The organism is Massilia oculi (assembly GCF_003143515.1).
In the GTDB taxonomy this organism is placed as follows: domain Bacteria; phylum Pseudomonadota; class Gammaproteobacteria; order Burkholderiales; family Burkholderiaceae_D; genus Telluria; species Telluria oculi.
In genome coordinates this window covers 3,543,733-3,564,360 of record NZ_CP029343.1, presented here as the reverse complement: position 1 = coordinate 3,564,360, position 20,628 = coordinate 3,543,733, and the positions used below count along the sequence as shown (strand labels likewise).

The 20,628-nt window shown below is 66.7% G+C and carries 19 protein-coding genes; 8 read left to right on the top strand and 11 right to left on the bottom strand.

Annotated features, from left to right (window positions below; translation table 11 throughout):
* Window positions 1–40: 40 nt before the first annotated feature.
* Both DIR46_RS16295 and DIR46_RS16290 read left to right on the top strand, forming a co-directional pair.
* Window positions 41–397, top strand: a complete 357-nt coding sequence (locus DIR46_RS16295; protein WP_205288985.1) for an ArsR/SmtB family transcription factor — start codon at window positions 41–43, stop codon at window positions 395–397.
* The gene (locus DIR46_RS16290; protein ID WP_109346161.1) at window positions 394–1,389 is read left to right on the top strand and encodes a cation diffusion facilitator family transporter; all 996 of its coding nucleotides are present in this window, start codon (window positions 394–396) and stop codon (window positions 1,387–1,389) included. The genes DIR46_RS16295 and DIR46_RS16290 overlap by 4 nt, the downstream gene beginning before the upstream one ends.
* A 6-nt stretch (window positions 1,390–1,395) precedes the next feature.
* Here the strand turns inward: DIR46_RS16290 and cysK are convergent, their stop codons facing one another.
* The 3 genes from cysK to tcdA are packed head-to-tail and all read right to left on the bottom strand — an operon-like array spanning window position 1,396 to window position 3,832.
* Complete coding sequence (gene cysK, locus DIR46_RS16285; protein ID WP_109346160.1) at window positions 1,396–2,328, bottom strand: cysteine synthase A; 933 nt, start codon at window positions 2,326–2,328, stop codon at window positions 1,396–1,398.
* 30 nt (window positions 2,329–2,358) lie between these two features.
* Complete coding sequence (locus DIR46_RS16280; protein ID WP_109346159.1) at window positions 2,359–2,892, bottom strand: FKBP-type peptidyl-prolyl cis-trans isomerase; 534 nt, start codon at window positions 2,890–2,892, stop codon at window positions 2,359–2,361.
* A gap of 43 nt (window positions 2,893–2,935) precedes the next feature.
* Window positions 2,936–3,832 (bottom strand): tRNA cyclic N6-threonylcarbamoyladenosine(37) synthase TcdA, encoded by an 897-nt coding sequence (tcdA, locus tag DIR46_RS16275; RefSeq protein ID WP_109346158.1) that lies wholly within the window; start codon window positions 3,830–3,832, stop codon window positions 2,936–2,938.
* A 110-nt stretch (window positions 3,833–3,942) separates the two neighbouring features.
* Here tcdA and pdxH point away from each other — a divergent pair, with 110 nt between their 5' ends.
* On the top strand, window positions 3,943–5,151 hold the full coding sequence (gene pdxH / locus DIR46_RS16270; protein ID WP_109346157.1) for a pyridoxamine 5'-phosphate oxidase: 1,209 nt from the start codon (window positions 3,943–3,945) through the stop codon (window positions 5,149–5,151).
* A gap of 48 nt (window positions 5,152–5,199) precedes the next feature.
* Window positions 5,200–6,435, top strand: a complete 1,236-nt coding sequence (locus tag DIR46_RS16265; RefSeq protein WP_109346156.1) for a class I SAM-dependent methyltransferase — start codon at window positions 5,200–5,202, stop codon at window positions 6,433–6,435.
* A 57-nt stretch (window positions 6,436–6,492) separates the two neighbouring features.
* Here the strand turns inward: DIR46_RS16265 and msrA are convergent, their stop codons facing one another.
* Window positions 6,493–7,035, bottom strand: coding sequence for a peptide-methionine (S)-S-oxide reductase MsrA (gene msrA, locus DIR46_RS16260; protein ID WP_109346155.1), 543 nt, complete (start codon window positions 7,033–7,035; stop codon window positions 6,493–6,495).
* Window positions 7,036–7,179: 144 nt separating this feature from the next.
* Between msrA and DIR46_RS16255 the strand changes: the two genes are divergently transcribed.
* Both DIR46_RS16255 and DIR46_RS16250 read left to right on the top strand, forming a co-directional pair.
* Window positions 7,180–7,692 (top strand): flavin reductase family protein, encoded by a 513-nt coding sequence (locus DIR46_RS16255; RefSeq protein WP_109346154.1) that lies wholly within the window; start codon window positions 7,180–7,182, stop codon window positions 7,690–7,692.
* A gap of 108 nt (window positions 7,693–7,800) precedes the next feature.
* Window positions 7,801–8,994 (top strand): acyl-CoA dehydrogenase, encoded by a 1,194-nt coding sequence (locus DIR46_RS16250; RefSeq protein ID WP_109346153.1) that lies wholly within the window; start codon window positions 7,801–7,803, stop codon window positions 8,992–8,994.
* Here the strand turns inward: DIR46_RS16250 and DIR46_RS16245 are convergent, their stop codons facing one another.
* Window positions 8,995–9,840, bottom strand: a complete 846-nt coding sequence (locus DIR46_RS16245; RefSeq protein ID WP_109346152.1) for an oxygenase MpaB family protein — start codon at window positions 9,838–9,840, stop codon at window positions 8,995–8,997.
* A 102-nt stretch (window positions 9,841–9,942) separates the two neighbouring features.
* Between DIR46_RS16245 and DIR46_RS16240 the strand changes: the two genes are divergently transcribed.
* Window positions 9,943–11,901, top strand: a complete 1,959-nt coding sequence (locus tag DIR46_RS16240) for a phosphatase PAP2 family protein (RefSeq protein WP_109346151.1) — start codon at window positions 9,943–9,945, stop codon at window positions 11,899–11,901.
* A 64-nt stretch (window positions 11,902–11,965) separates the two neighbouring features.
* Here the strand turns inward: DIR46_RS16240 and DIR46_RS16235 are convergent, their stop codons facing one another.
* Both DIR46_RS16235 and DIR46_RS16230 read right to left on the bottom strand, forming a co-directional pair.
* The gene (locus DIR46_RS16235) at window positions 11,966–12,313 is read right to left on the bottom strand and encodes a hypothetical protein (protein WP_109346150.1); all 348 of its coding nucleotides are present in this window, start codon (window positions 12,311–12,313) and stop codon (window positions 11,966–11,968) included.
* A gap of 48 nt (window positions 12,314–12,361) precedes the next feature.
* The gene (locus DIR46_RS16230) at window positions 12,362–14,641 is read right to left on the bottom strand and encodes a DOMON domain-containing protein (RefSeq protein WP_109346149.1); all 2,280 of its coding nucleotides are present in this window, start codon (window positions 14,639–14,641) and stop codon (window positions 12,362–12,364) included.
* A gap of 276 nt (window positions 14,642–14,917) precedes the next feature.
* Between DIR46_RS16230 and DIR46_RS16225 the strand changes: the two genes are divergently transcribed.
* Complete coding sequence (locus DIR46_RS16225) at window positions 14,918–17,023, top strand: putative bifunctional diguanylate cyclase/phosphodiesterase (protein ID WP_229446278.1); 2,106 nt, start codon at window positions 14,918–14,920, stop codon at window positions 17,021–17,023.
* 45 nt (window positions 17,024–17,068) lie between these two features.
* Here DIR46_RS16225 and DIR46_RS16220 read toward each other — a convergent pair whose 3' ends face one another.
* The 4 genes from DIR46_RS16220 to DIR46_RS16210 form a co-directional block, all read right to left on the bottom strand.
* Complete coding sequence (locus DIR46_RS16220) at window positions 17,069–17,752, bottom strand: OmpW/AlkL family protein (protein ID WP_109346147.1); 684 nt, start codon at window positions 17,750–17,752, stop codon at window positions 17,069–17,071.
* Between the two features lie 210 nt (window positions 17,753–17,962).
* Window positions 17,963–18,601, bottom strand: a complete 639-nt coding sequence (locus tag DIR46_RS27765) for an SGNH/GDSL hydrolase family protein (RefSeq protein WP_307719100.1) — start codon at window positions 18,599–18,601, stop codon at window positions 17,963–17,965.
* A 30-nt stretch (window positions 18,602–18,631) separates the two neighbouring features.
* Window positions 18,632–19,324 carry an SGNH/GDSL hydrolase family protein gene (locus tag DIR46_RS27760; RefSeq protein WP_307719099.1) on the bottom strand — a complete coding sequence of 231 codons (693 nt, stop codon included), beginning with the start codon at window positions 19,322–19,324 and terminating at the stop codon, window positions 18,632–18,634.
* A gap of 259 nt (window positions 19,325–19,583) precedes the next feature.
* The gene (locus DIR46_RS16210; protein ID WP_109346146.1) at window positions 19,584–20,627 is read right to left on the bottom strand and encodes an L-threonylcarbamoyladenylate synthase; all 1,044 of its coding nucleotides are present in this window, start codon (window positions 20,625–20,627) and stop codon (window positions 19,584–19,586) included.
* Between the last annotated feature and the right edge of the window lies 1 nt (window position 20,628).

Genomic DNA, 20,628 nt, shown 5'->3' with positions numbered 1-20,628 from the left:
GCTGCGGCTGTTTGGCCCTAACATGTGAACACCTATTCATATGTTAGGGCCAAACTTGACTGCGACGCATCCACCCGCCCAGCCCATCGCCCCGCCGCCCGAGGAAGCGATCGGCCAGCTGGCCGACCTGTTCCACCTGCTGGGCGACCCGACCCGGCTGCGCATCGTGCTCGCCTGTCTGACACAGCCGACGGCGGTGGGCGAGATCGCGGCCGGCCTGGCGCTGTCCAGCTCGCTAGTGAGCCACCACCTGCGCCTGCTGCGCGCGGCCCGCATCGTCAAGGCCGAGCGCCAAGGCAAGCAAGTCTTCTACTCGGCCGCCGACGCCCACATCAGCAGCCTGCTCTCCACCATGTTCGAGCACATCGCCGAACCCGCCAACGGAATGGACGCATGAACCACGCACACGACCACAAGCATGGACACGATCACGATCACGATCACGGTCACGGTCACGGTCACGACCATGGCCATTCCCACGGCTTCGGCCATCACCACCACCACATGCCCTCGCCCGACGGCCACGGCCGCGCCTTCGCACTGGCGATCGGCCTGAACCTGGCCTTCGTCATCGTCGAGTTCACCTACGGCTTCATCGCCCACTCCACCGCGCTGATGGCCGACGCCGGCCACAACCTGTCCGACGTGCTGGGCCTGATGCTGGCCTGGGGCGCTGCGCTGCTGGCCAAGAGCGCCCCCAAGGGCCGCTATACCTATGGCCTGCGCGGCTCGTCGATCCTGGCGGCGCTGGGCAACGGCCTGCTCCTGATGGTGGCCTGCGGCGCCATCGCCTGGGAAGCCGTGCAGCGCATCGCCGAGCCGGCGCCGGTGGCCGGCGCCACGGTCTCTATCGTGGCCGCCATTGGCGTCGTCATCAATGGCTTCTCGGCCTGGTTGTTCCTGGCTGGCAGCAAGGGCGACCTGAACATCCGCGGCGCCTACCTGCACATGGCGGCCGATGCCGCGCTGTCGCTGGGCGTGGTGATTTCGGGGCTGGCGATCATGTACTCGGGCTGGACCTGGATCGATCCGATCGTGAGCCTGGTGATCGTGGTGGTGATCGTGATCGGCACCTGGTCGCTGCTGCGCGAGTCGGTGCAACTGTCGATGGCGGCCGTGCCGCCGAATGTCGACCCGGGCAAGGTGCAGGCCTTCCTGGCCGGCCAGCCCGGCGTGACCGAGGTGCATGACCTGCACATCTGGGCCATGAGCACGACCGAGACCGCGCTCACCGCCCACCTGGTGATCCCCGGCGGCTATCCGGGCGACGCGGTGCTCGACACCATCGAGCACACGCTGCGCAAGGACTATGCGATCCACCATTGCACGCTGCAGGTGGAACAGGGGACAATCCATCACCACTGCACGCTGCAGGGCCACGCCCACTGATAAAAACTATCCCGCCAGGTTGGCGTACAAGGCCGTGCTGAGGTAACGTTCGCCGAACGAGGGAATGATGACGACGATCAGCTTGCCCGTGTTCTCCGGCCGGCGCGCCACCTCGATCGCCGCCCACAGCGCCGCGCCCGACGAGATGCCGACCAGCAGCCCCTCCTCGCGCGCCGCGGCGCGCGCCGTCTCGAAGGCATCCTCGTTCTTCACGGAGACTACTTCGTCGTAGGACGCGGTATTCAAGACCTGCGGCACGAAGCCGGCGCCGATGCCCTGGATCGGGTGCGGGCCCTTGGTGCCCTTCGACAGCATCGGCGACGCCTCGGGCTCCACCGCGATCGCCTGGAAGCCGGGCCGGCGCGGGCGGATAGCCTCGCTCACGCCGGTGATGGTGCCGCCGGTGCCCACGCCCGCCACCAGGATGTCGATCTTGCCGTCGGTGTCGCGCCAGATTTCCTCGGCCGTGGTGCGGCGGTGCACTGCGGGGTTGGCGGGATTGTTGAATTGCTGCGGCATGAAGGCGCGCGGGTCGCTCGCCACGATTTCTTCGGCGCGCCGGATCGCGCCCAGCATGCCCTCGCTGCCGGGCGTGAGCACCAGCTCGGCGCCATAGGCGCGCAGCAGCATGCGCCGCTCGCTGCTCATGGTCTCGGGCATCACCAGCTTGCAGCGGTAGCCGCGCGCCGCGCACACCATCGCCAGCGCGATGCCGGTATTGCCGCTGGTGGGTTCGACGACGGTAGTGTCCGGGTTGATGAGGCCGGCCGCCTCGGCGGCCTCGATCATGGCCAGGCCGATGCGGTCCTTGACGCTATGCGCCGGATTGTGGAATTCGAGCTTGCCGACCAGGTCGGCTCCGCTGCCCCGCGCCAGCTTGCGGATGCGCACCAGCGGGGTATTGCCTATCAGTTCAGTGACATCGTTCGCGATTCTCATACCGCCTCCGTTGTCGAACAAATATTGACGTTATTTGACGTCCAGCAGTTCCACGTCGAAGATCAGGTCGGAATCCGGCGGGATCATGCCGCCACCCGCGCCGCGCTTGCCATAGGCCAGCGCGCTCGGGATGATCAGGGTGCGCTTGCCACCGACCTTCATGCCGGCCACGCCCTGATCCCAACCCTTGATCACACGGCCAGCGCCAAGCTGGAACTCGAGCGGATCGCGGCCGGCGTCGAGCGACGAGTCGAACTTGCGTCCGCGCTGCTGCCGGGCCAGCGGCTTGTGGAACCAGCCGGTGTAGTTGACCACGACATTGCTGCCCAGGGTCGCCTCCTTGCCGGTGCCGACCACCCGGTCGACGATCTCGACCTGGGGCGCGGGCGCCTCGGCCACCGGCGCTGGGACCTGGTTGTCCGGCGGCGCGACCGGCGGCGTGCCCGACTGCTGCACGTCCGGCGGCGGCTGGGTGGTCGGCTTGCTGGCCTCTTGCGCGCCTTCCTGCGCCTGGACGCTCGCGGCGGCCAACAGCAGTGCAATGAATGCGGATCGACGAATCATGTGTGCTCTTCCAAGAATAGGCAACCGGACGGTTGCAACAATCTTATGATAACAAGGCCTCTTCGGCTTGCACAGCTTGCACTGCCGGGACAGCCTGGGCCTCCACCTCTGCAGCCTTGGCGGCAGCCGCCGCCTCGGCCAGGCGGCGCAACACCTGGCCCGCGGTCACCATGCCGAAGGTGGCGGTGACCACCATGCTGGAGCCGAAGCCGGCGCAATTCAGGCCGGTGATGCTGTTCGGGTCGACATCGCAGGCATCGCCAGCGTCGGGATAACGCAGCGGCTCCATCGAGAACACGGCATCGATATGGTATTTCTGCTTCTCGCCGCGCGAGAATCCATATTGTGCGCGCAGGATCTTGCGCACTTTCTTGAGCAGCGGTTCTTGCTCGGTACGGGCCAGGTCGCGGATCTCGACCTTGGTCGGATCGATCTGGCCGCCCGCGCCGCCCACCACCACCAGCGGCATCCTGTTGGCGCTGCACCAGGCGATCAGGGCCGCCTTCGGCTTCACGCTGTCGATGGCGTCGACGACGTAATCGATATCCTTATCGCCGATCATTGCCGGGATATTCTCGGGATCGATAAAATCCTCGACCAGCGTGACCTGGCAGAACGGATTGATCTGGGCGATGCGCTGCTTGAGCGCCTCGATCTTGGCCATGCCGACGGTGGACGACAGCGCCTGGATCTGGCGGTTGATGTTCGATTCCGCCACATTGTCGAGGTCGATCAGGGTCAGGCGGCCGACCGCGCTGCGCGCCAGCGCCTCGACCACCCACGAGCCGACGCCGCCGACGCCGATCACGCAAACGTGTGCAGAGCGAAAACGTTCCAGCGCATGCTCGCCATACAGGCGGGCAATGCCGCCAAAGCGCCGCGCGAAGTCGACTTCTTCGTCCAACGTTGCCGAAAAGAGCTGAGTGTTGATCTGGTTCATCCCAATATTGTAGCGGACACGCCTTTTGCATCTGCACTAAAATACCTCTTAGATAACCAAATAGTGATGAGCAAATAATTTGCGTGTCACCAAAATGCTACTGGAACGCCATGAGCTCCCTCCTGCACGACGCCGCCCCCGATTTTACCCAGCCGATCGCCGTGCTCAAGCACTGCCACGGACGCATCCGCAAGCAGCTCGCGACCCTGGAAAAGCTGCTGGAACACCTGCCGCGGCACGGCGCCGATGAGCAGGCGCGCCAGGCGGCCAGCGCGGTGCTGCGCTACTTCGAGAAGGCGGCCCACCTGCACCACGACGACGAGGAACAAGACCTGATCCCGATGCTGCGCGCCACCGCGCAGGGAGAAGACGCCGCCATCCTGCAGGCGCTGGCGCCGACCATCCTGCAGGACCACAAGGACATGGATGCCTTGTGGCAAGACCTGCACGAGCAGCTGACCGCCGTCGCCGAAGGCCGCGACACCATGTTGTCCGAGAGCGCGGTGCGGCGCTTCGTCGCGCGCTATACCGCCCATATGGAGCGCGAAGAGAGCACCATGGCCCCGATGGCGATGCGCCTGTTCTCGCCGGAACAGATGGCGCAACTGGGCCAGGCCATGCAACTGCGCCGCGGCATCGCAGCCCCGGTGGCATCGGCTGCCGCGCTGTCGCCGGCCCTGGGCCAGGCGGTGGCCGACCTGCGCAAGGACTACGGCCAGGCCAGCCTCGACGAAGCCGACGTGAGCGACGATCCGATCGCGCAATTCACCGCCTGGTTCGAGCAGGCGCTGAAGGCCGAGGTGAACGAGCCGAATGCGATGTCGCTGTCCACCGTGGCCGCCAACGGCCGGCCCAGCTCGCGCATCGTGCTGGTCAAGCAATTCGATGCGCGCGGCTTCTCGTGGTACACGAATTACGACAGCAAGAAGGGCGCCGATTTGCGCGACAACAGCTATGCTGCATTGCTGTTCTTCTGGAGCGAACTCGAACGCCAGGTGCGCATCGAAGGACGTGTGGAGCGCACCGCGCCGGAAGAAAGCGACCGCTATTTCCGCAGCCGTCCCCTCAAGAGTCGGCTGTCGGCGATCGCCTCGCGCCAGAGCGCGCCGATCGCCAGCCGTGCGCAACTCGAACAGAACTACGATGTCGTGGCGCAGGGGGCCGGCGAGGATCCGGCGCGTCCCGACAACTGGGGCGGCTTCCGCCTGATCCCCGACCGTATCGAATTCTGGCAAGGCCGGCGTTCGCGCTTCCATGACCGCATCGTCTACGAGCGGCAGGAAGACGGCAGCTGGACGCGCCAGCGTTTGCAACCGTAACCGGCCAGGAGCCGCGGCCGGCTACGCCTTTATATAAAGGGGTGGACCGTGTTCGATCAGATCAAGCTGTCGGCCTGGCAATCGGGCCTGCGCGGCAAGTTGCCGCAACTGTCACTGCCATTGCGCGTGGAGCTGTGGAACGGTGAACGCATCGACCTGTCGTCCGATCCGCCACGGGTCACCATCCGCCTCCCCGGCCCGGCCGCGCTGCGCTACCTGCGCTCCCCTTCCCTCTACAGCCTGGGCCGCGCCTACGTCGAAGGCGCGATCGAGGTGATGGGCCGCGCGGCCGACATCATCGCGATCGGCAATGCGCTGGCGGCGTCCGGCTCGGCAGTCGGCGCCACGGTCGATACCAGGCGCGGCCGCCTGGCCGACGCGCTGGGCTTGCGCAGGAACCACACCCGCGAATCCGACCGCGACGCGATCCGCTACCACTACGACGTCTCCAACGAGTTCTACGCCGCCTGGCTCGACCCCGGCATGGTGTATTCCTGCGCCTATTTCGAGGAGGGCAGCGAAGACCTGGCCACCGCGCAGGTCAAGAAGATCGACCACATCCTGCGCAAGATCGACCTGCGTCCCGGCCAGACCCTGCTCGACATCGGCTGCGGCTGGGGTGCGCTGGCGCTGCGCGCGGCCGAGCAATTCGGCGCGCGCTGCGTGGGCATCACGCTGTCCGAGAACCAGGCCGCACTGGCGCGCGAACGGGTCATCAAGGCCGGGCTGCAGGACCGTGTCGAGATCCGGATCCAGGATTACCGCGACGTCGGCGGCCATTTCGAGCGCATCACCAGCGTCGGCATGTTCGAGCACGTCGGCGTGCGGCACCTCAAGGATTATTTCGCGCGCGTGGCCAGCCTGCTGGCCCCGGGCGGCGTGGCGATGAACCATGGGATCACCACCACCGACGCCGACAACGGCGCCACCCCCTACGGCGGCGGCCAGTTCATCGACGAATACGTGTTCCCGCAAGGAGAACTGGCGCACCTGGGGACCGTGGTGCGGGCGATGCAGGAAGGCGGCCTGGAAGTGCGCGACGTGGAAAACCTGCGCCGCCACTACGCCCACACCTGCGCGCTCTGGACCGACAACTTCGAGAACAACGCGGCCCGCATCCGCACCCTGACCGACCCGAAGCGCTTCCGCATCTGGCACGTCTACCTGGCCGGCTGCGCCTACGCCTTCGCCCACGACCGGATCAGCCTGTACCAGATCGTGTGCGGCAAGGCAGGGAGCGACGTGGCGCAGTTGCCGTGGTCGAGGAGGCATATGTATGCCTGAGGCGCAGCACCGCCACGGTCACTTGAACAGCACCGGCGTGGGCTGCTCGTATGTTGTTCAAGCCTTCAGGCGATCCGTGAAAGTTTTGCGGAACTTGGCCACCTTCGGCGCCACCACGAATGCGCAATAGCCCTGCAGCGGGTGCTGGGCGAAGTAATTCTGGTGATAGTCCTCGGCCTTGTACCAGGTTTCCTGCGGTTTCACCTCGGTGACGATCGGCGCATCCCACACCAGGCCCATCTCGCCGATCACCTTGTGCGCGATCTCGGCCTGCTCGGCCGAGGTGGTAAAGATCACCGAGCGATACTGCGTGCCCACGTCGTTGCCCTGGCGATTCAGCGTGGTCGGATCGTGGATGGTGAAGAAGATCTCGAGGATGTCGCGGTAGCCGATCACCGCAGGGTCGAATTCGAGACGCACCACCTCGGCGTGGCCAGTGGTGCCGCTGCAGACCGCCTCGTAGCTCGGATGGTCGACCTGGCCGCCCATATAGCCGGATTCCACGCGGGTGACGCCCCGCGCCTCGAGGTAAACCGCTTCCACGCACCAGAAGCATCCACCGCCCAGGATGGCCACTTCGGTTGCTTTTTGCTCACTCATAGTTCACCTTGGCATTTGTAAGATTAGATATCCTTAATGTAGCGCAAAGCGCAGTGTTCTGCTTTGAACTGACAGCATGGCGCCCCGCTCGCGGCAAGGACTCACCCGACGATGGCATAATGAGCGCCAACGTTCAGGAACCGCATGAATACACTTTCCGCCCGCGCCACGACACGCGGCTTCGATACAACACATTTCCGCCACGCCCTGTCGCAATTCGCGACCGGCGTGACCGTCATTACCACGCGCCTGGCCGACGGCAGCTTCCGCGGCCTGACCGCCAGCTCCTTCAATTCGGTCTCGCTCGACCCGCCCCTCGTCTTGTGGAGCCTGGGCGCCGGCGCCAACAGCCTGCCTATCTTCAGCGGCAACTCGCACTACGTCATCAACGTGCTGTCCGCCGGCCAGGAAGAGCTGGCGCTGCGCTTCTCGCGCCGCACCGAAAACCCGTTCGAGGGCATCGAGTACGAACTGTCGCGCACCGGCCTGCCGATCCTGAAAGGCGTGTCGGCGTGGTTCGAATGCCACAACCGCAGCCGCTATCCCGAAGGCGACCACGTGATCTTCGTCGGCGAGGTCGAGGAATGCCAGGTCCATCCGCAGCCGGCCCTGATCTTCCACGGCGGCAAGTTCGGCAGCACGGCTGGTCAAAAATAGAAATTTCTGTCGCAGTTTCAAAAGATACGGCTGCCGCTCGTTTCTATAATGGTCAGGCGCGCCGCACGCGCTACCGACCGAACTAGAACTTAGAGACAGGATTTTGCGATGACCCGTACCGACTCGTCCAAGAAAGCTTCTTTCCACTGGGATGACCCGCTGCTGCTGAACAGCCAGCTGACTGATGACGAGCGCATGGTGCGCGACGCGGCCGCCGCCTATTGCCAGGACAAGCTGCGCCCGCGCATCCTCGAGGCCTTCCGCCACGAGACCATGGACGTCTCGATCTTCCGCGAAATGGGCGAGCTGGGCCTGCTGGGCCCGACCATTTCCGAGCAGTACGGCGGCCCCGGCCTCAACTACGTCGCCTACGGCCTGATCGCGCGCGAAGTCGAGCGCGTCGACTCCGGCTACCGCTCGATGATGAGCGTGCAATCCTCGCTGGTGATGGTGCCGATCCACGAATTCGGCAATGAGGAAACGCGCCAGAAATACCTGCCGAAGCTGGCCACCGGCGAATGGATCGGCTGCTTCGGCCTGACCGAACCGAACCACGGCTCGGACCCGGCCTCGATGGTCACCCGCGCACGCAAGGTGGACGGCGGCTACAGCCTTACCGGCAGCAAGATGTGGATCACCAACTCGCCGGTCGCCGACGTGTTCGTGGTCTGGGCCAAGGACGACGAAGGCGCGATCCGCGGCTTCGTGCTCGAGAAAGGCTGGAAGGGCCTGTCGGCGCCGGCGATCCACGGCAAGTTCGGCCTGCGCGCCTCGGTCACCGGCGAAATCGTCATGGACAATGTGTTCTGCCCGGAAGAAAACGCCTTCCCGGACGTGCGCGGCCTGAAGGGCCCGTTCACCTGCCTGAACTCGGCGCGCTACGGCATCGCCTGGGGCGCGCTGGGCGCGGCCGAAGACTGCTGGCACACCGCGCGCCAGTACACGATGGACCGCACCCAGTTCGGCAAACCCCTGGCGGCGAACCAGCTGGTGCAGAAGAAGCTGGCCGACATGCAGACCGAGATCACCCTCGGCCTGCAGGGGTGCCTGCGCCTGGGCCGCATGAAGGACGAAGGCACGGCGGCGGTCGAGATCACCTCGATCATGAAGCGCAACTCGTGCGGCAAGGCGCTGGACATCGCCCGCGTCGCGCGCGACATGCTGGGCGGTAACGGCATCTCGGACGAGTTCGGCATCATCCGCCACATGGTCAACCTCGAGGTGGTCAACACCTATGAAGGCACGCACGACATCCACGCCCTGATCCTGGGCCGCGCCCAGACCGGCATCGCCGCGTTCTGATCATCGTGCGACGCGCCGCGCGGCCTGGGCCTGCGGCGTGTCGCCCAGCGGCGCCAGCACCGACCCACGCGCCATCGCGCGCACCAGCGCCGCTTCGCCAAAGCGCAGCCCGCGCCCGCGCAGCTGCGGCAGCGAGCGCACCGGCTCGGGCGTGATCTCCACCGCCGCGCGCACCAGCAAGCGCTGCAATGGCCGCAAGGGCGCCGGCAGGATGGGCGCCTCGCCCATGATCCGCATGAAATCCGCGAGGATGCTTGACCCTTCCAGTCCGGGAGCGGTCTTCGCCAGCATCGATTCCCACTCCTTCCATGAACCCGGGGCGCCAAGCGCGCCGTACAGGCGTGCGGCCGGTGCCGATTCGGCGAAGGCGGCGTCCTTCTCCAGACTGGACAGCGAACGGACGTAGCGGTGGTAAGCCTCGGCAAACCCGAACGAGGCGGTCGCCTGCACCCAGTCGAGCAGGCGCGGATCGTTGGCGCGGTAGGCCACGCCGTCGGGCGTGCTGCCCTTGACCCGCTCATGCATGCTCACCACGCGAGCAATCATTTTTTCGGCGGCCGAGCGCGGGCCATAGACGGTCATCATCGCCGCGAAGCCGGTGCGGCGCAGCCGCATAGCCGGGTCGCGCTGGAAGCTGCTGTGGTCCCACACGCCGGAGCGCACCGACGGTTCGGCCAGTTCGAGCAGCACCGCCGTCACCCCGCCCACGAACAGGGCGACCGGGTTGGCGAAGACCTGCCACGAGATGCCGTCGTGCGGCGCCAGCGCGGGTTCGCCGGCCGGCTGGCTGAAATCGCAGGCCATGCCGGCAGGCGGCTGCAGCAATTCCCGAACTGCGCTCAACATCGCGCTTCTCCTAATAAAATCTATTCGGTCATCAAGACGTCACAGCATATTCATATCATCCCTTCAATTTTTCGGTCTCACAATTCATTGAAGGGTTAGTCCATGCTTTACGCCAGTCCACTGCGCCGCCTTCCGCTCGCCATCGCCATCGGCGCCGTCCTCGCCCTCTCCGCCTGCGGTGGTTCGGATCACCATGACGATGCCGATGTCGTCGTCGTCCTGCCGCCGGCGCCGGCCGACCAGGGCGCCGCCGATACCGCACCGGTCCCGGCCGTCACGGCCTTCGTGGACACCGTCGCCACCAACCAGCGCGGCGACGCCCGCTACGCCACCCTGGCCACGAATGCCGGCGTGCGCGTGCTGGGCGGCATGCTGAACATCTGGAAGCCGCTCACCGAGATCGTCGACGCCGGCCAGACCGCCCCTGCGGCCGACGGCTTCCCCGCCGTCGTCGCCTCCAGCTGGACCGGCCTGCCGAACGACGGCACGCCGGGCGGCACGATCGTCAACCCGCAAGTCCACAACGCGAACATCGACTACGTGGTCAAGGCCACCGCCAGCCGCACACAGGAGCAGACCTTGCTGGCCTACCTGGACGACCGCCGCGGCAAGGGCTACAGCACCGCCAGCGGCATGGGCCCGCTGACCGACGCCTGGCGCAGCGCCTCGCGCCAGACCACCACCATCAACGACATGCCGGCGGACGCCGTCAGCGTCAAGTATGACGACGGCGGCAACAACAATGGCGTCGGCGGCGACGCCAATCCCGAGTTCGGCAAGGTGATCGACCTGGTCAACGCGATGGGGGCCAACGGCTCGACCGAGCCGGCCAAGCGCTTCTACAAATATGCAAGGCCGTACCGCTGGAGCAGCGCGGTGAAGGTGGTGCCGCAGCTGGAGCCGGCCAAGAGCACGACGCCGGGTACCGACGGCGGCTACACCAGCGGCCACTCGGCGGAAGCGACCCGCAACGCCGTCGCCATGGCCTATGTGGTGCCGGAGCGCTTCCAGGAAATGGTCGGCCGGGGCCTCGAGCTGGGCGAGAGCCGCATCCTGGCCGGCATGCACTCGCCGCTGGACGTGATGAGCGGCCGCGTGCAGGCGCAAGCCGTCGCAGCGGCCAACCTGATCGCCGCCGGCGCCACCACCCGCGCCGCCGCCCGCGCCCAGGCGCAGACGACGCTGATGAAGCTGACCAACACCACGCCGGCCACCTTCGCGAACTATGCCGCATCCGGCACGCCTGCCAACGACCGCTTCGCCGACTATGCGACGAGCAAGGCGAATTACCTGCGCCGCATGACCTATGGCCTGCCGCAGATCGGCTCGACCACCACGCCGGCCGTCGTGCCGAAAGGCGCCGAGGTGATGCTGGAAACCCGCCTGCCCTACCTGAGCGAAGCGCAGCGCCGCGTGGTGCTCAAGACGACCGCGATCCCTTCGGGCTATCCGGTGCTGGACGATCCCGAAGGCTGGGGCCGGTTGAACCTGTTTGCCGCCGCCGACGGCTACGCCGTCTTCAGCGGCAACGTGGTCGTGAACATGGATGCGAGCAAGGGCGGCTTCAACGCCGCCGACCGCTGGCGCAACGACATTTCGGGCAGCGGCAAGCTGGTCAAGCAAGGCAGCGGCGTCCTGAAGCTGGGCGGCAGGAACAGCTGGACCGGCGGCGCCCAGGTCGAGGGCGGCACGCTCGAAGCCCTGTCGATGACGGCCTTCGGCACCGGCGACGTGTATGTCGCCAGTGGCGCCACGGTGGTGAACAATACGGCGGGCACGCTGGCGCTGGCGAAGGGGTACACCCAGCTCAAGGGCGGCACGCTGGAAATGCGCATCGGCGCGGTGACCCACGGCCACCTGAGCGTCAGCGGCGCGGTGGCCATCGGCGGCGGCACGCTGCGCATCGTGTTCCAGAACGGCTACAAGCCGGCGGCCGGCGCCACGCTCAAGGTCATCACGGCGGGCAGCCTGAAGGGCAAGTTCGAGACCATCACGGTCGACGGCTACACGGTCACCCCGACCTATACCGCGACCGGGCTGGAACTGCGCCTGGGCGCATGAACACATAGGATCGCGACGTCGAAGTAGAAAGGGCCGGGAGCGATCCCGGCCCTTTTCAGTTGGCTTATTCGTCGAAGTCTTCGGCCAGGTTCTTCCAGCCGCGGCTCTTGGCGAAGGCCGCGAATTCCTCCGGCGCTTCGAGCACGATCAGGCGGCTCTCCTGCAGGCCGGGATCGCTATGGCCGAAATCAGGGCCCTTGTAGCCGACCGCGCGCAGGCGGTCGACGATCTGGCGCACCAGGACCGTGTCCTTGTAGGCGCCCGGTTCGAGCTTGGCCGCGAATTTCACGTACACGTCAATAATCCCGTAGCCCTCGTCGAAGATCGTGATGTTCTTCACGTCGAGAGTACGGCCTTGCCCATCCTTGGCCTGGAAGGCGCCGGACAGTTCGATATCGGAGTCGGTAGTCATGGCGCCAGCATATCACCGGGACGCGAGGCGCGGTGGCAGGACAAGCGTCTATACCTCCCACTGCAGCTTGAAGGTCAACGACCTGCTGCGCTCATCCACCAGCGGCAGCTTGTCGTCGACGACCCCGAGCGACACCGTCCTGCCCACCCGCCACTGGTAGCGATACAGCAGAGACCGGTGGACCTGGCGATCGTTCCACGCCTCCAGCTGCGTCACGCCGTCATCGCGCCGCGCAGCCCAGGTATTTTGCGCGAGCAGGCGCACCGAGTCGCGCGCGCTGAAATGCAGCATCGCCAGCCAGCGCCAGGCGGTATCCGAAAACGCGGGCTGGCCCAGGGTTCCCTGCACCCAGGCCCGGTTCACATGGTGGTCCAGTTCGAGCGACCAGCCCCGGCGCAATGGGAAGCGCAGCCCCACGTCCAGGATCACGTTCCCGCCCGGCCCCACGCGATCGGCGTCGACGTCGAGCTGGCGCCCCAGCGCGACCTCCGCCGCGATCTTCGAGATCCACGGCGCCGGCGTGGTCTCGACGCCGAAGTTGATGACCCGGGTATCGTGCAGGCGCCCGCCCGGCCCGGCGCGCTGGCGGTCGAATCCCAGCTCGACCCACAGGCCGGTCTGCAGCGGCGCCGCCATCCACACGCCGGGACGCAGCTTCCTCTCGACCGTTTCGCCGCCGCGCTGGCCACTGACGTCGTCGGCCAGGGTGCGCATCTCGTGCACGATCAGATAGGTCTCGAATTCGTACAGCTCGAGCGCGCCCAGGGATTGCGGACCCAGGATGCGGTTCATCGATCCCGTGATGCGGGCGATGCCGGCCTGCGGCACGAAGCCGTTGTCGTTCACGAAGCCCGGCGCGATCGCTTCCACCTCGGCCTCATGCCACCAGCGCGCGCTCTTGTGCAGGTACTTGCCCCACAGGTAGCCGCCGGAGCGTCCGTCCACCTGCGCCGGTAAATCATCTTCCGTGAATCCGGCGGTCGTGCGCGAGGCCATCGCCACGCCGGACAGCTGATGCTGGACGCCGCCGTCGGTCTCGCCGCGCCACTGCTCATCGACGCCCAGCACCTCGTTGCTGCCGAAGCGGTGGTAGTCGCGCTGCGAGGCGAAGGCGCCCAGCAGCAGGCCGTCCTGGTGCCAGCGCGCACGCGCCAGGCTGGCCATCGTGCGCCGGGTCTGTGCGTACTCCAGCGTTTCATAGGGACGCCCGCGCAGCACCAGGCCGCCCGGCTCGTCACGCAGGCTCATCGCGGTGGCGTCCATGTGGGCGCCGCGCCAGGTCGCGCGCAGGCCGTATTCGGGGTCGTTCACGGTGCGCGAATAGAAGCTCGGCAGCGGCAGGCCCAGCACGTCGGCGCTCTCCAGGAAAAAGCCGCGCTTCTCCGGCAGGCTGAGCGCCACGTTGCTGGCGCCCTGCGATACCGGCTCGTCGATCTCGACCTGCGAGAAGTCCGGGTTGATGGTGGCGTTGAACACCCAGTCGGCGCGCGGGCGGGCATTGATCTCCAGTCCCAGCTCGGCCTGCGAGCCACGCATCCGCTGGCCCGGACTCCAGGCGCGAGCGCTGCGCACCGTCAGTTCAGGACGCAGCTCGACGAAGCCGCGGTCGCGCACCGTTTCCACGGTGGCGTCCATGCCCGCGATCTCCTGCAGGAAGCTCAGGTGGCTCAGTGCGTCGATCCGGAACGGCGCCGTCACCAGCAAGGCGCCTTGCGCGTGCGGGACGCTGCGCTCGACCATCATGCGCCAGTTGCGTCCGTCCGCATACGGGAAACGCAGGTTCGACAGCGGCCAGCGCACTTCCATGCTGTAGCCGTCGGGCAGGATGTTGACGGCGGTCTCGACCGGGAAGTCCGGCCCCAGGTCGGACTCGTCGTCGGCGGCGCGGTGCATGCCGTCGCTGACCACGCCCAGGGTATTGATGCGCACGAACTGGGCCGAGCGGCCATGGCCGGCCGGGTCGATCCAGATGCCGATGAAGTCCTGGTCGGGGCCGACCTTGTCGCGCCGCGCCAGCTGGCCGCGGCGCCGCTCGGGCGCCGGATCCCAGGCGCGGATGCCGAACACCAGCGCGCCATCGTCGACCAGCAACTGCACCGTGGTGCGCAAGCCGCTTGGGGCGGGTTGCCCGTCGCGCGGCAAATGCTTGTGGAAATCGTCGTACAAGGGCGCGCGTTGCCAGACCGCCTCGTCGAGCACGCCGTCGATGGCCGGCGCCTCGGGCGCGCCGATGCGCAGCGCGTGCAGGGCCTCGCGGTCGGTGGAAGCATGCGCGGCGCCGGCGCCGAGCAAGGCGGCAAGCAGGACAGCAAGTCGGCGCAGGGTCACGTCAGAGAATCGCTCGGGATGGGGGCCGGGCAGTCTAGCATGCGGGTTATTAAAAAGAAAATGCCATCGACATTCCATGCCCGTTGGGTTGCAACTGTGAAAGTGAATGTGGGATATGTCACATTTCGTGGTATGGCGTTCTCATTCGATACGCTTTAGCGCTATCAGCCTCAGGTCCACTCTGTGTGCATGGATATTTACGCTACCATCAATGCGCGATGCATGAGGATCGTGCCGGTCTCTACTTCTTGAGCGTGAGAACAAATGAGTGTGCACATGAGTACGACGCAGCCCTTGCCGGACCCTTCCCTGCCCGAGCAAGCGGGCGCCCTGTCGCTCGACCTGCTGCTGAGGAACTTGCCCGGCGCGGTCTTTCGCTGTCATAACGACCGCGACTGGACCATCGAATTCATCAGCGAGGGTGTCGAAAAGCTGACCGGCTATTCACCCGCCACCTTCACCGCGCGGCCCGGCCTGCCATTCGGCTCGATCATCCTTCCCGAAGATCGCGCCCTGGTGGACGGCGCGGTCGCGCTGGCGCTGGCCCAGGGCCGTGCCTACCAGGTGACCTACCGTATCCGCACCGCGAGCGGCGACGTACGCTGGATCTGCGAACAGGGCTCGCTCAACCTGTCGGGCGGCGCGCCCGGCATGCTGGAGGGCTTCATGTCCGACTTCACGCGCCTGAAGAAGGCCGACCTCAAGATGCAGGAGCAGGCATCGTTCCTGCAACGGGCGCGCGACGCCATCATCGCGATGGACATGCATTCCGTCATCAGCTACTGGAACCATGGCGCCGAGCGCCTGTATGGCTGGAGCGCCCGGGAAGCGCTGGGCAAGCGCTTCTGCGAGTTGTTGTGCGACAAGCCCGCACTGTACGAGGCCGCCTTCAGGCAGACGCTCGAGTCGGGCGAGTGGGCGGGCGAGCTGGCCCACATCCGGCGCGACGGGTCGGCGGTCGACACCGACACCAGCTGGACCTTGCTGGGTGCGGACGACACCCTCGGCGCCTGCCAGAAGATCCTGGTGATCGGCACCGACATCAGCGAACGCAAGAGCAACGAAGCCAGGATCTTCCACCTGGCCTTCTTCGACCACCTGACCGACCTGCCCAACCGCGCCAACCTGCTCGACCACCTGCGCCGCGCCCTGCTCACCAGCACGCGCACGCGCAAGTACGGCGCGCTGATGTTCTGCGACCTCGACAACTTCAAATTCCTCAACGACAGCCAGGGCCACGCGGCCGGCGACCAGCTGCTGCAGGCGGTGGCGCGCCGCCTCGAGCACTGCGTGCGCGAGGCCGACATGGTGGCGCGCCTGGGGGGCGACGAGTTCGTGGTGCTGATCCAGCCGGTGGAGGACACGCGCGAACTGGCCGCGAACCAGGCCGAAATCGTCGCCGCCAAGGTCGTGGCGGCCCTGGCTACGCCGTTCCAGCTGGGCGACCTGAATTACTCGGTGTCGGTCAGCATCGGCGTGGTCACGCTGTGCGGCGTCCACGACACGGTGGAATCGACCTTGCGCCAGGCCGACGCCGCGATGTACCAGGCCAAGGCGGCGGGCCGCAATACCTTCCGCTTCCACGATCCGGCGGTGCAGGCCGCCTGGTCGGCGCGCGCCGAACTCGAAGGCAGCCTGCGGCGCGCGCTGCAGCACGAGGAGTTCGTGCTGCACTACCAGCCCCAGCTCGACCGATCCGGCCGCGTGCTCGGAGCCGAGGCGCTGCTGCGCTGGCGCCTGCCCAATGGCCGGGTGCTCTATCCGGCCGAGTTCATCCGCGCCGCCGAGGAAAGCGGGATCATCGTCGAGATCGGCAAATGGGTGCTGCGCACCGCCTGCGCCGAGCTGGCGCGCTGGCAGCGCGCGCCCGAGACGGCCGGCCTGACGCTGTCGGTCAACGTCAGCGCGCGCCAGTTCAACCAGCCGGATTTCGTGCCCATGCTGCAGGCGATCTTCGAGCACAGCGGGGTGCAGCCATCCAGCCTGAAGCTCGAGCTGACCGAAAGCCTGGTCATCACCGACTTCGTCCAGACCGCGCACACCATGGCCACCCTCAAGCGGCGCGGCCTGAGTTTTTCGCTGGACGACTTCGGCACCGGATATTCATCGCTGGCCACCCTGCGCAAGCTGCCGCTCGACCAGCTCAAGATCGACCACTCCTTCATGCGCGACGTGCTGACCGACCAGAACGACGCCTCGATCGTGCGCTCCATCATCGCGCTGGGCGACAGCCTGGGTTTGCAGGTGATTGCCGAAGGGGTCGAGACGCCGGGGCAGCGGCAGTTCCTGGCCGATGCCGGCTGCCATCTTTACCAGGGGTTTCTCTACCAGAGCGCGCTCAGCGCCGAGCATTTCACGCAGTACGCGCGCGGCATCCATTAAAAAAGCCCGCACGCGGCGGGCTTCGGTCACGTGGCAAACGCCGCGTCAGAACTTGTAACCCACCGCCAGCACGATCGCCACCGGATCCAGTTTCATGAACTGGGTCTGGCCGGTCGAGAAGTGCACGTCGGTGCGCAGGCGGGTCTTGATGACGGTGGCGTCGGCGAACCAGCGCTCGTCGAAGTTCATCGCCACGCCGACTTGCGCGCTATAGGTCAGCTTGTTGTCGATCTTGAAGGTGGTCGGCACGTCGCTGCCTGGATTGGTGATCGCGGTCATCTTGCCCGAACCGCGTTCCTTCATGAAGTAGGCATAGGTCGGACCGACGCCGACGAACGGACGGAAGCTTGATGTCGGCGCGCCGAAGCGGTATTGCACGAAGGCGGTCGGCGGCAGCGCCTCGACCTCGCCCAGCTTGCCGGTGCCCTGGATCGCGCCGGCGCCGTAGATGCTGTGCTTGTACGGCGTGCCGAGCGCGCCTTCGACCGAGATATTGTCGGTCAGGCTGTAGCTGAGGATCAGCACCGGCTGCATGTCGTTGCCGACGTCGGCCTTGGTGCCCGGCAGCGCCGGGGCGCTGATGTCGCCGCTCTCGACCTTCGGCATCAAGCGGTTGAAACCGACCTTGGCCGTGATCTGGCCGGCCGATTGCGCGTACGCGCCGGACGCGAATGCCAGCCCGGCAGCCACACCCAGCACCTTGATCATGCTGTTGAAACGAATATTCATGCTATCTCCTGATGTGTGTGATGGGGCCTGCCATCGAGGCAGGCCTGCCGCTCAGAGCCTGTGCCGGCAGGTGGGGGAAGCTCATGGCGATGCATGGCGAGCGTGAGCAGGGCGCGAGGAGGCTGCATGGCGGCGCCATGCAACGACCGAGCAACGCAGCACACGCTTGCCAGGCGCGCCAGGAGCGACTCCCATCTGTCGGCGCGGCTCTTACAGCCAGCCCTTGATTGCCATGTCCTTGAAGACGTAGCGGGCGATGAGGTCGTTCTCGAACGGGGTCGGGTGGATCCCGTCGGCGAACATGTAGCGGCTCACATCACCTGCGACCGTGTTGTTCGCGGTGCAGATCAGCGAGGTCGTGCCCAGTGCATTTTCGGCGCAGGCCGGTGCGCTGGTGTTGGTCAGGCCGTATGGGCCGGGGTTCTTCACCTGGTCGTTGCTGACGCTGTACAGGTCGGTGTACAGCACGCGCGCATCGTCGGCGCCCAGGCCGGCTTTCAGCTGGGTGTTGAAGGCGTTGACCATGGCGGTCACCAGTTGCTGGATCGCGACGGGACGCGACTTGGCGGTCGGGGTGCTGGCGACGTCCGGCAGGTTGGCGACGATGACGTACTTGGCGCCCTTGGCCAGCAGTTCGCTCTTGACCAGGCCAGCCATCTGGGCGCCGGCGGTGCCGAGCGCGGTGACCATGGCGGTCGCGTTGGCAGTGGCGTAGGCGCCGGCCGCGGTATTGCCGGCGGCGGTGCCGTCGGCCTGGGCGGCGGCCACGATCGGGCCATATACGGCCGGCTGGGCGACCGCCTGGTTACCCGGCTGCATCGCTGCGGCGCGCACGGCTGCCTGCACCACGGTCTGGTCGGTCTTGCCCGGGCGTGCGTTCTAGGTGGCGATCGCCGCGCCGATGGCTTGCGCCGCGGCTTGCGGGTTGGTCGCGCCGGCCGCGAGGCGGGTGGCCAGGGCGGTGGCGAAGGCTTGCGCGCCGGCGGCCGTGCCGGCATTGGTCACGGCGGCCAGCTGCATCAGCACGTCGTTACCGCCCGACAGCACGGTCACCAGTTCGGTGCCGGTGAACTTGTTGCCGGTCTTGGCCAGGTGATTCGCGATCTGGGTGACCATCGGGGTGGTCATTTCGCCGATCGGCGAGCCGGTGGCGGCGTTACCCGGGCCGATCGGGTTGACCACGCGCGAACCGCCTTGCGCATAGTTGAAGCAGTTCGGGTGGTTCACGATCGGCACGTTGAAGCCGAGCGCGGCATTGCCCTGCAGGCCGGTCTGGGCGGCGCACGGGGCCGGCAGCTTGAGCTGGGCGGCCATGAAGTCGAGCCAGATCTTGCCGGTCAGGTCGACATTCTTGGCAGTGCTGTCGCCATTGATGGTGAACTTGCCGCCGCCGGCCGCCGCCACCGCGCCGACGCGATAGGTGCCCACGTCCGACAGGCTGTCGCCGAACGACACCATATTGGTGAAGGTGAGCTTGGTGGTCTGGTCGCCGCCGGCCGGGCTGGTGCCGCCGCCGCATGCGGTCAGGAGCGCGGCCGTCAGAACGGCCAGCGCGAATTTGGTGTGACGCATTGTGTCTCCTGGATAGAAATTATTGTGAAACGAACGCCCGTGCTATTCGCATCATGATAACTATGCCAGCGTTGAAACCGCTTGTATAGCAAATTCCATTGCACGTTGGCATTTGGCTACCACACCTATCAAAAGAGATGGGTAGCCCTGAGGGATGGGATTATAACCACCGTTTTCCCGGCAGAAAGAGATGTGTTTGTAACAGACGAGTACGAAACGCGGAGCGTTTAAGCTCCGTCATTCGCTTTATTGATGTAAATTAAACTTTTGCCTGGCTGTTGAGCAAACCGTGCACGATGCCCGTCGAACCATGGGCTGCACGGCGCAGGCGATCGTTGACGCCGAGCCAGTCGCCACCCTGCGGTGGCGCTTCGACCAGGATCACGTCGGCCCCCTGCCCGTCCATCGCGCGCAGCGCGGCGTAGAGCGCATGGGCGAAGCCGTCGGGCGCCGCCGGCAGGCGCAGTGCGGCGTGGGTCGTCGTGATGATTCCTTGCATGTCGCTCACGTGGATCAACGCCACCTTGCGGCCGGCGCCGTGCAGCGCGTCCAGGGTCTGGAGCAGGGTCGCGCGCTCCTGCATCGCCACCGGCGTATGCGGCGCGTAATGCGATTCGAGCGTGCCCGAGGCGCGCGGCGCGGCAGCGTCTGGTGCGGCCGGCAGCTGGTCGATCACGGCGGCGATCGCGGCGGCAGAGATCTGGCCGGGACGCAGCAGCACCGGGCCGTGCGTGTCCAGGCGCGACAGGTCGACGATGGTCGACTCGATGCCGACCTGCGAGGGGCCGCCATCGAGCACCATGGCCACGCTGCCATCGCTCCCGAATTCATGCTGCACGTGCTCGGCCAGCGTCGGGCTGACGTGGCCGAATTTATTCGCCGACGGCGCGGCGACCCCGCCCTTCCCGCCCTTGAACGCGCGCAGCAGCGCCAGCGCCACCGGGTGCGCGGGGCAGCGCAGGCCGACCGTGTCCTGGCCGCCACTGACGGCGTCCGGGATGTTCGGGGCGCGCCTGAGGATCATGGTGAGCGGGCCGGGCCAGAAGGCGGCCGCCAGCGCCTGCGCCTGCGGCGGGATGTCGCAGGCCCAGTAGTCGAGCGGCGCTTCGGGAGCGAGGTGCACGATCACCGGATGGTCTTGCGGGCGGCCCTTGGCGGCGTAGATGGCGGCCACCGCCGCAGGATTCTCGGCGTCGGCGCCCAGGCCGTATACGGTCTCGGTCGGGAAGGCGACCAGCTGGCCGGCCTCCAACGCGCGCGCGGCGGCCTCGATGGCCGCTGGGTCGAACTGCTGCGTGTCCATC

What these genes read in the sequence shown, in the direction of transcription:
- DIR46_RS16290 (WP_109346161.1), top strand. Translation starts at nt 394, where the DNA reads ATGAACCACGCACACGACCACAAGCATGGACACGATCACGATCACGAT.
- DIR46_RS16225 (WP_229446278.1), top strand. Translation starts at nt 14,918, where the DNA reads ATGAGTACGACGCAGCCCTTGCCGGACCCTTCCCTGCCCGAGCAAGCG.
- cysK (WP_109346160.1), bottom strand. Translation starts at nt 2,328, where the DNA reads ATGAGAATCGCGAACGATGTCACTGAACTGATAGGCAATACCCCGCTG.
- DIR46_RS16245 (WP_109346152.1), bottom strand. Translation starts at nt 9,840, where the DNA reads ATGTTGAGCGCAGTTCGGGAATTGCTGCAGCCGCCTGCCGGCATGGCC.
- DIR46_RS27760 (WP_307719099.1), bottom strand. Translation starts at nt 19,324, where the DNA reads ATGCGTCACACCAAATTCGCGCTGGCCGTTCTGACGGCCGCGCTCCTG.
- DIR46_RS16280 (WP_109346159.1), bottom strand. Translation starts at nt 2,892, where the DNA reads ATGATTCGTCGATCCGCATTCATTGCACTGCTGTTGGCCGCCGCGAGC.
- DIR46_RS16240 (WP_109346151.1), top strand. Translation starts at nt 9,943, where the DNA reads ATGCTTTACGCCAGTCCACTGCGCCGCCTTCCGCTCGCCATCGCCATC.
- DIR46_RS16255 (WP_109346154.1), top strand. Translation starts at nt 7,180, where the DNA reads ATGAATACACTTTCCGCCCGCGCCACGACACGCGGCTTCGATACAACA.
- pdxH (WP_109346157.1), top strand. Translation starts at nt 3,943, where the DNA reads ATGAGCTCCCTCCTGCACGACGCCGCCCCCGATTTTACCCAGCCGATC.
- DIR46_RS16235 (WP_109346150.1), bottom strand. Translation starts at nt 12,313, where the DNA reads ATGACTACCGACTCCGATATCGAACTGTCCGGCGCCTTCCAGGCCAAG.
- DIR46_RS16295 (WP_205288985.1), top strand. Translation starts at nt 41, where the DNA reads ATGTTAGGGCCAAACTTGACTGCGACGCATCCACCCGCCCAGCCCATC.
- DIR46_RS16210 (WP_109346146.1), bottom strand. Translation starts at nt 20,627, where the DNA reads ATGGACACGCAGCAGTTCGACCCAGCGGCCATCGAGGCCGCCGCGCGC.
- msrA (WP_109346155.1), bottom strand. Translation starts at nt 7,035, where the DNA reads ATGAGTGAGCAAAAAGCAACCGAAGTGGCCATCCTGGGCGGTGGATGC.
- DIR46_RS16250 (WP_109346153.1), top strand. Translation starts at nt 7,801, where the DNA reads ATGACCCGTACCGACTCGTCCAAGAAAGCTTCTTTCCACTGGGATGAC.
- DIR46_RS16220 (WP_109346147.1), bottom strand. Translation starts at nt 17,752, where the DNA reads ATGAATATTCGTTTCAACAGCATGATCAAGGTGCTGGGTGTGGCTGCC.
- tcdA (WP_109346158.1), bottom strand. Translation starts at nt 3,832, where the DNA reads ATGAACCAGATCAACACTCAGCTCTTTTCGGCAACGTTGGACGAAGAA.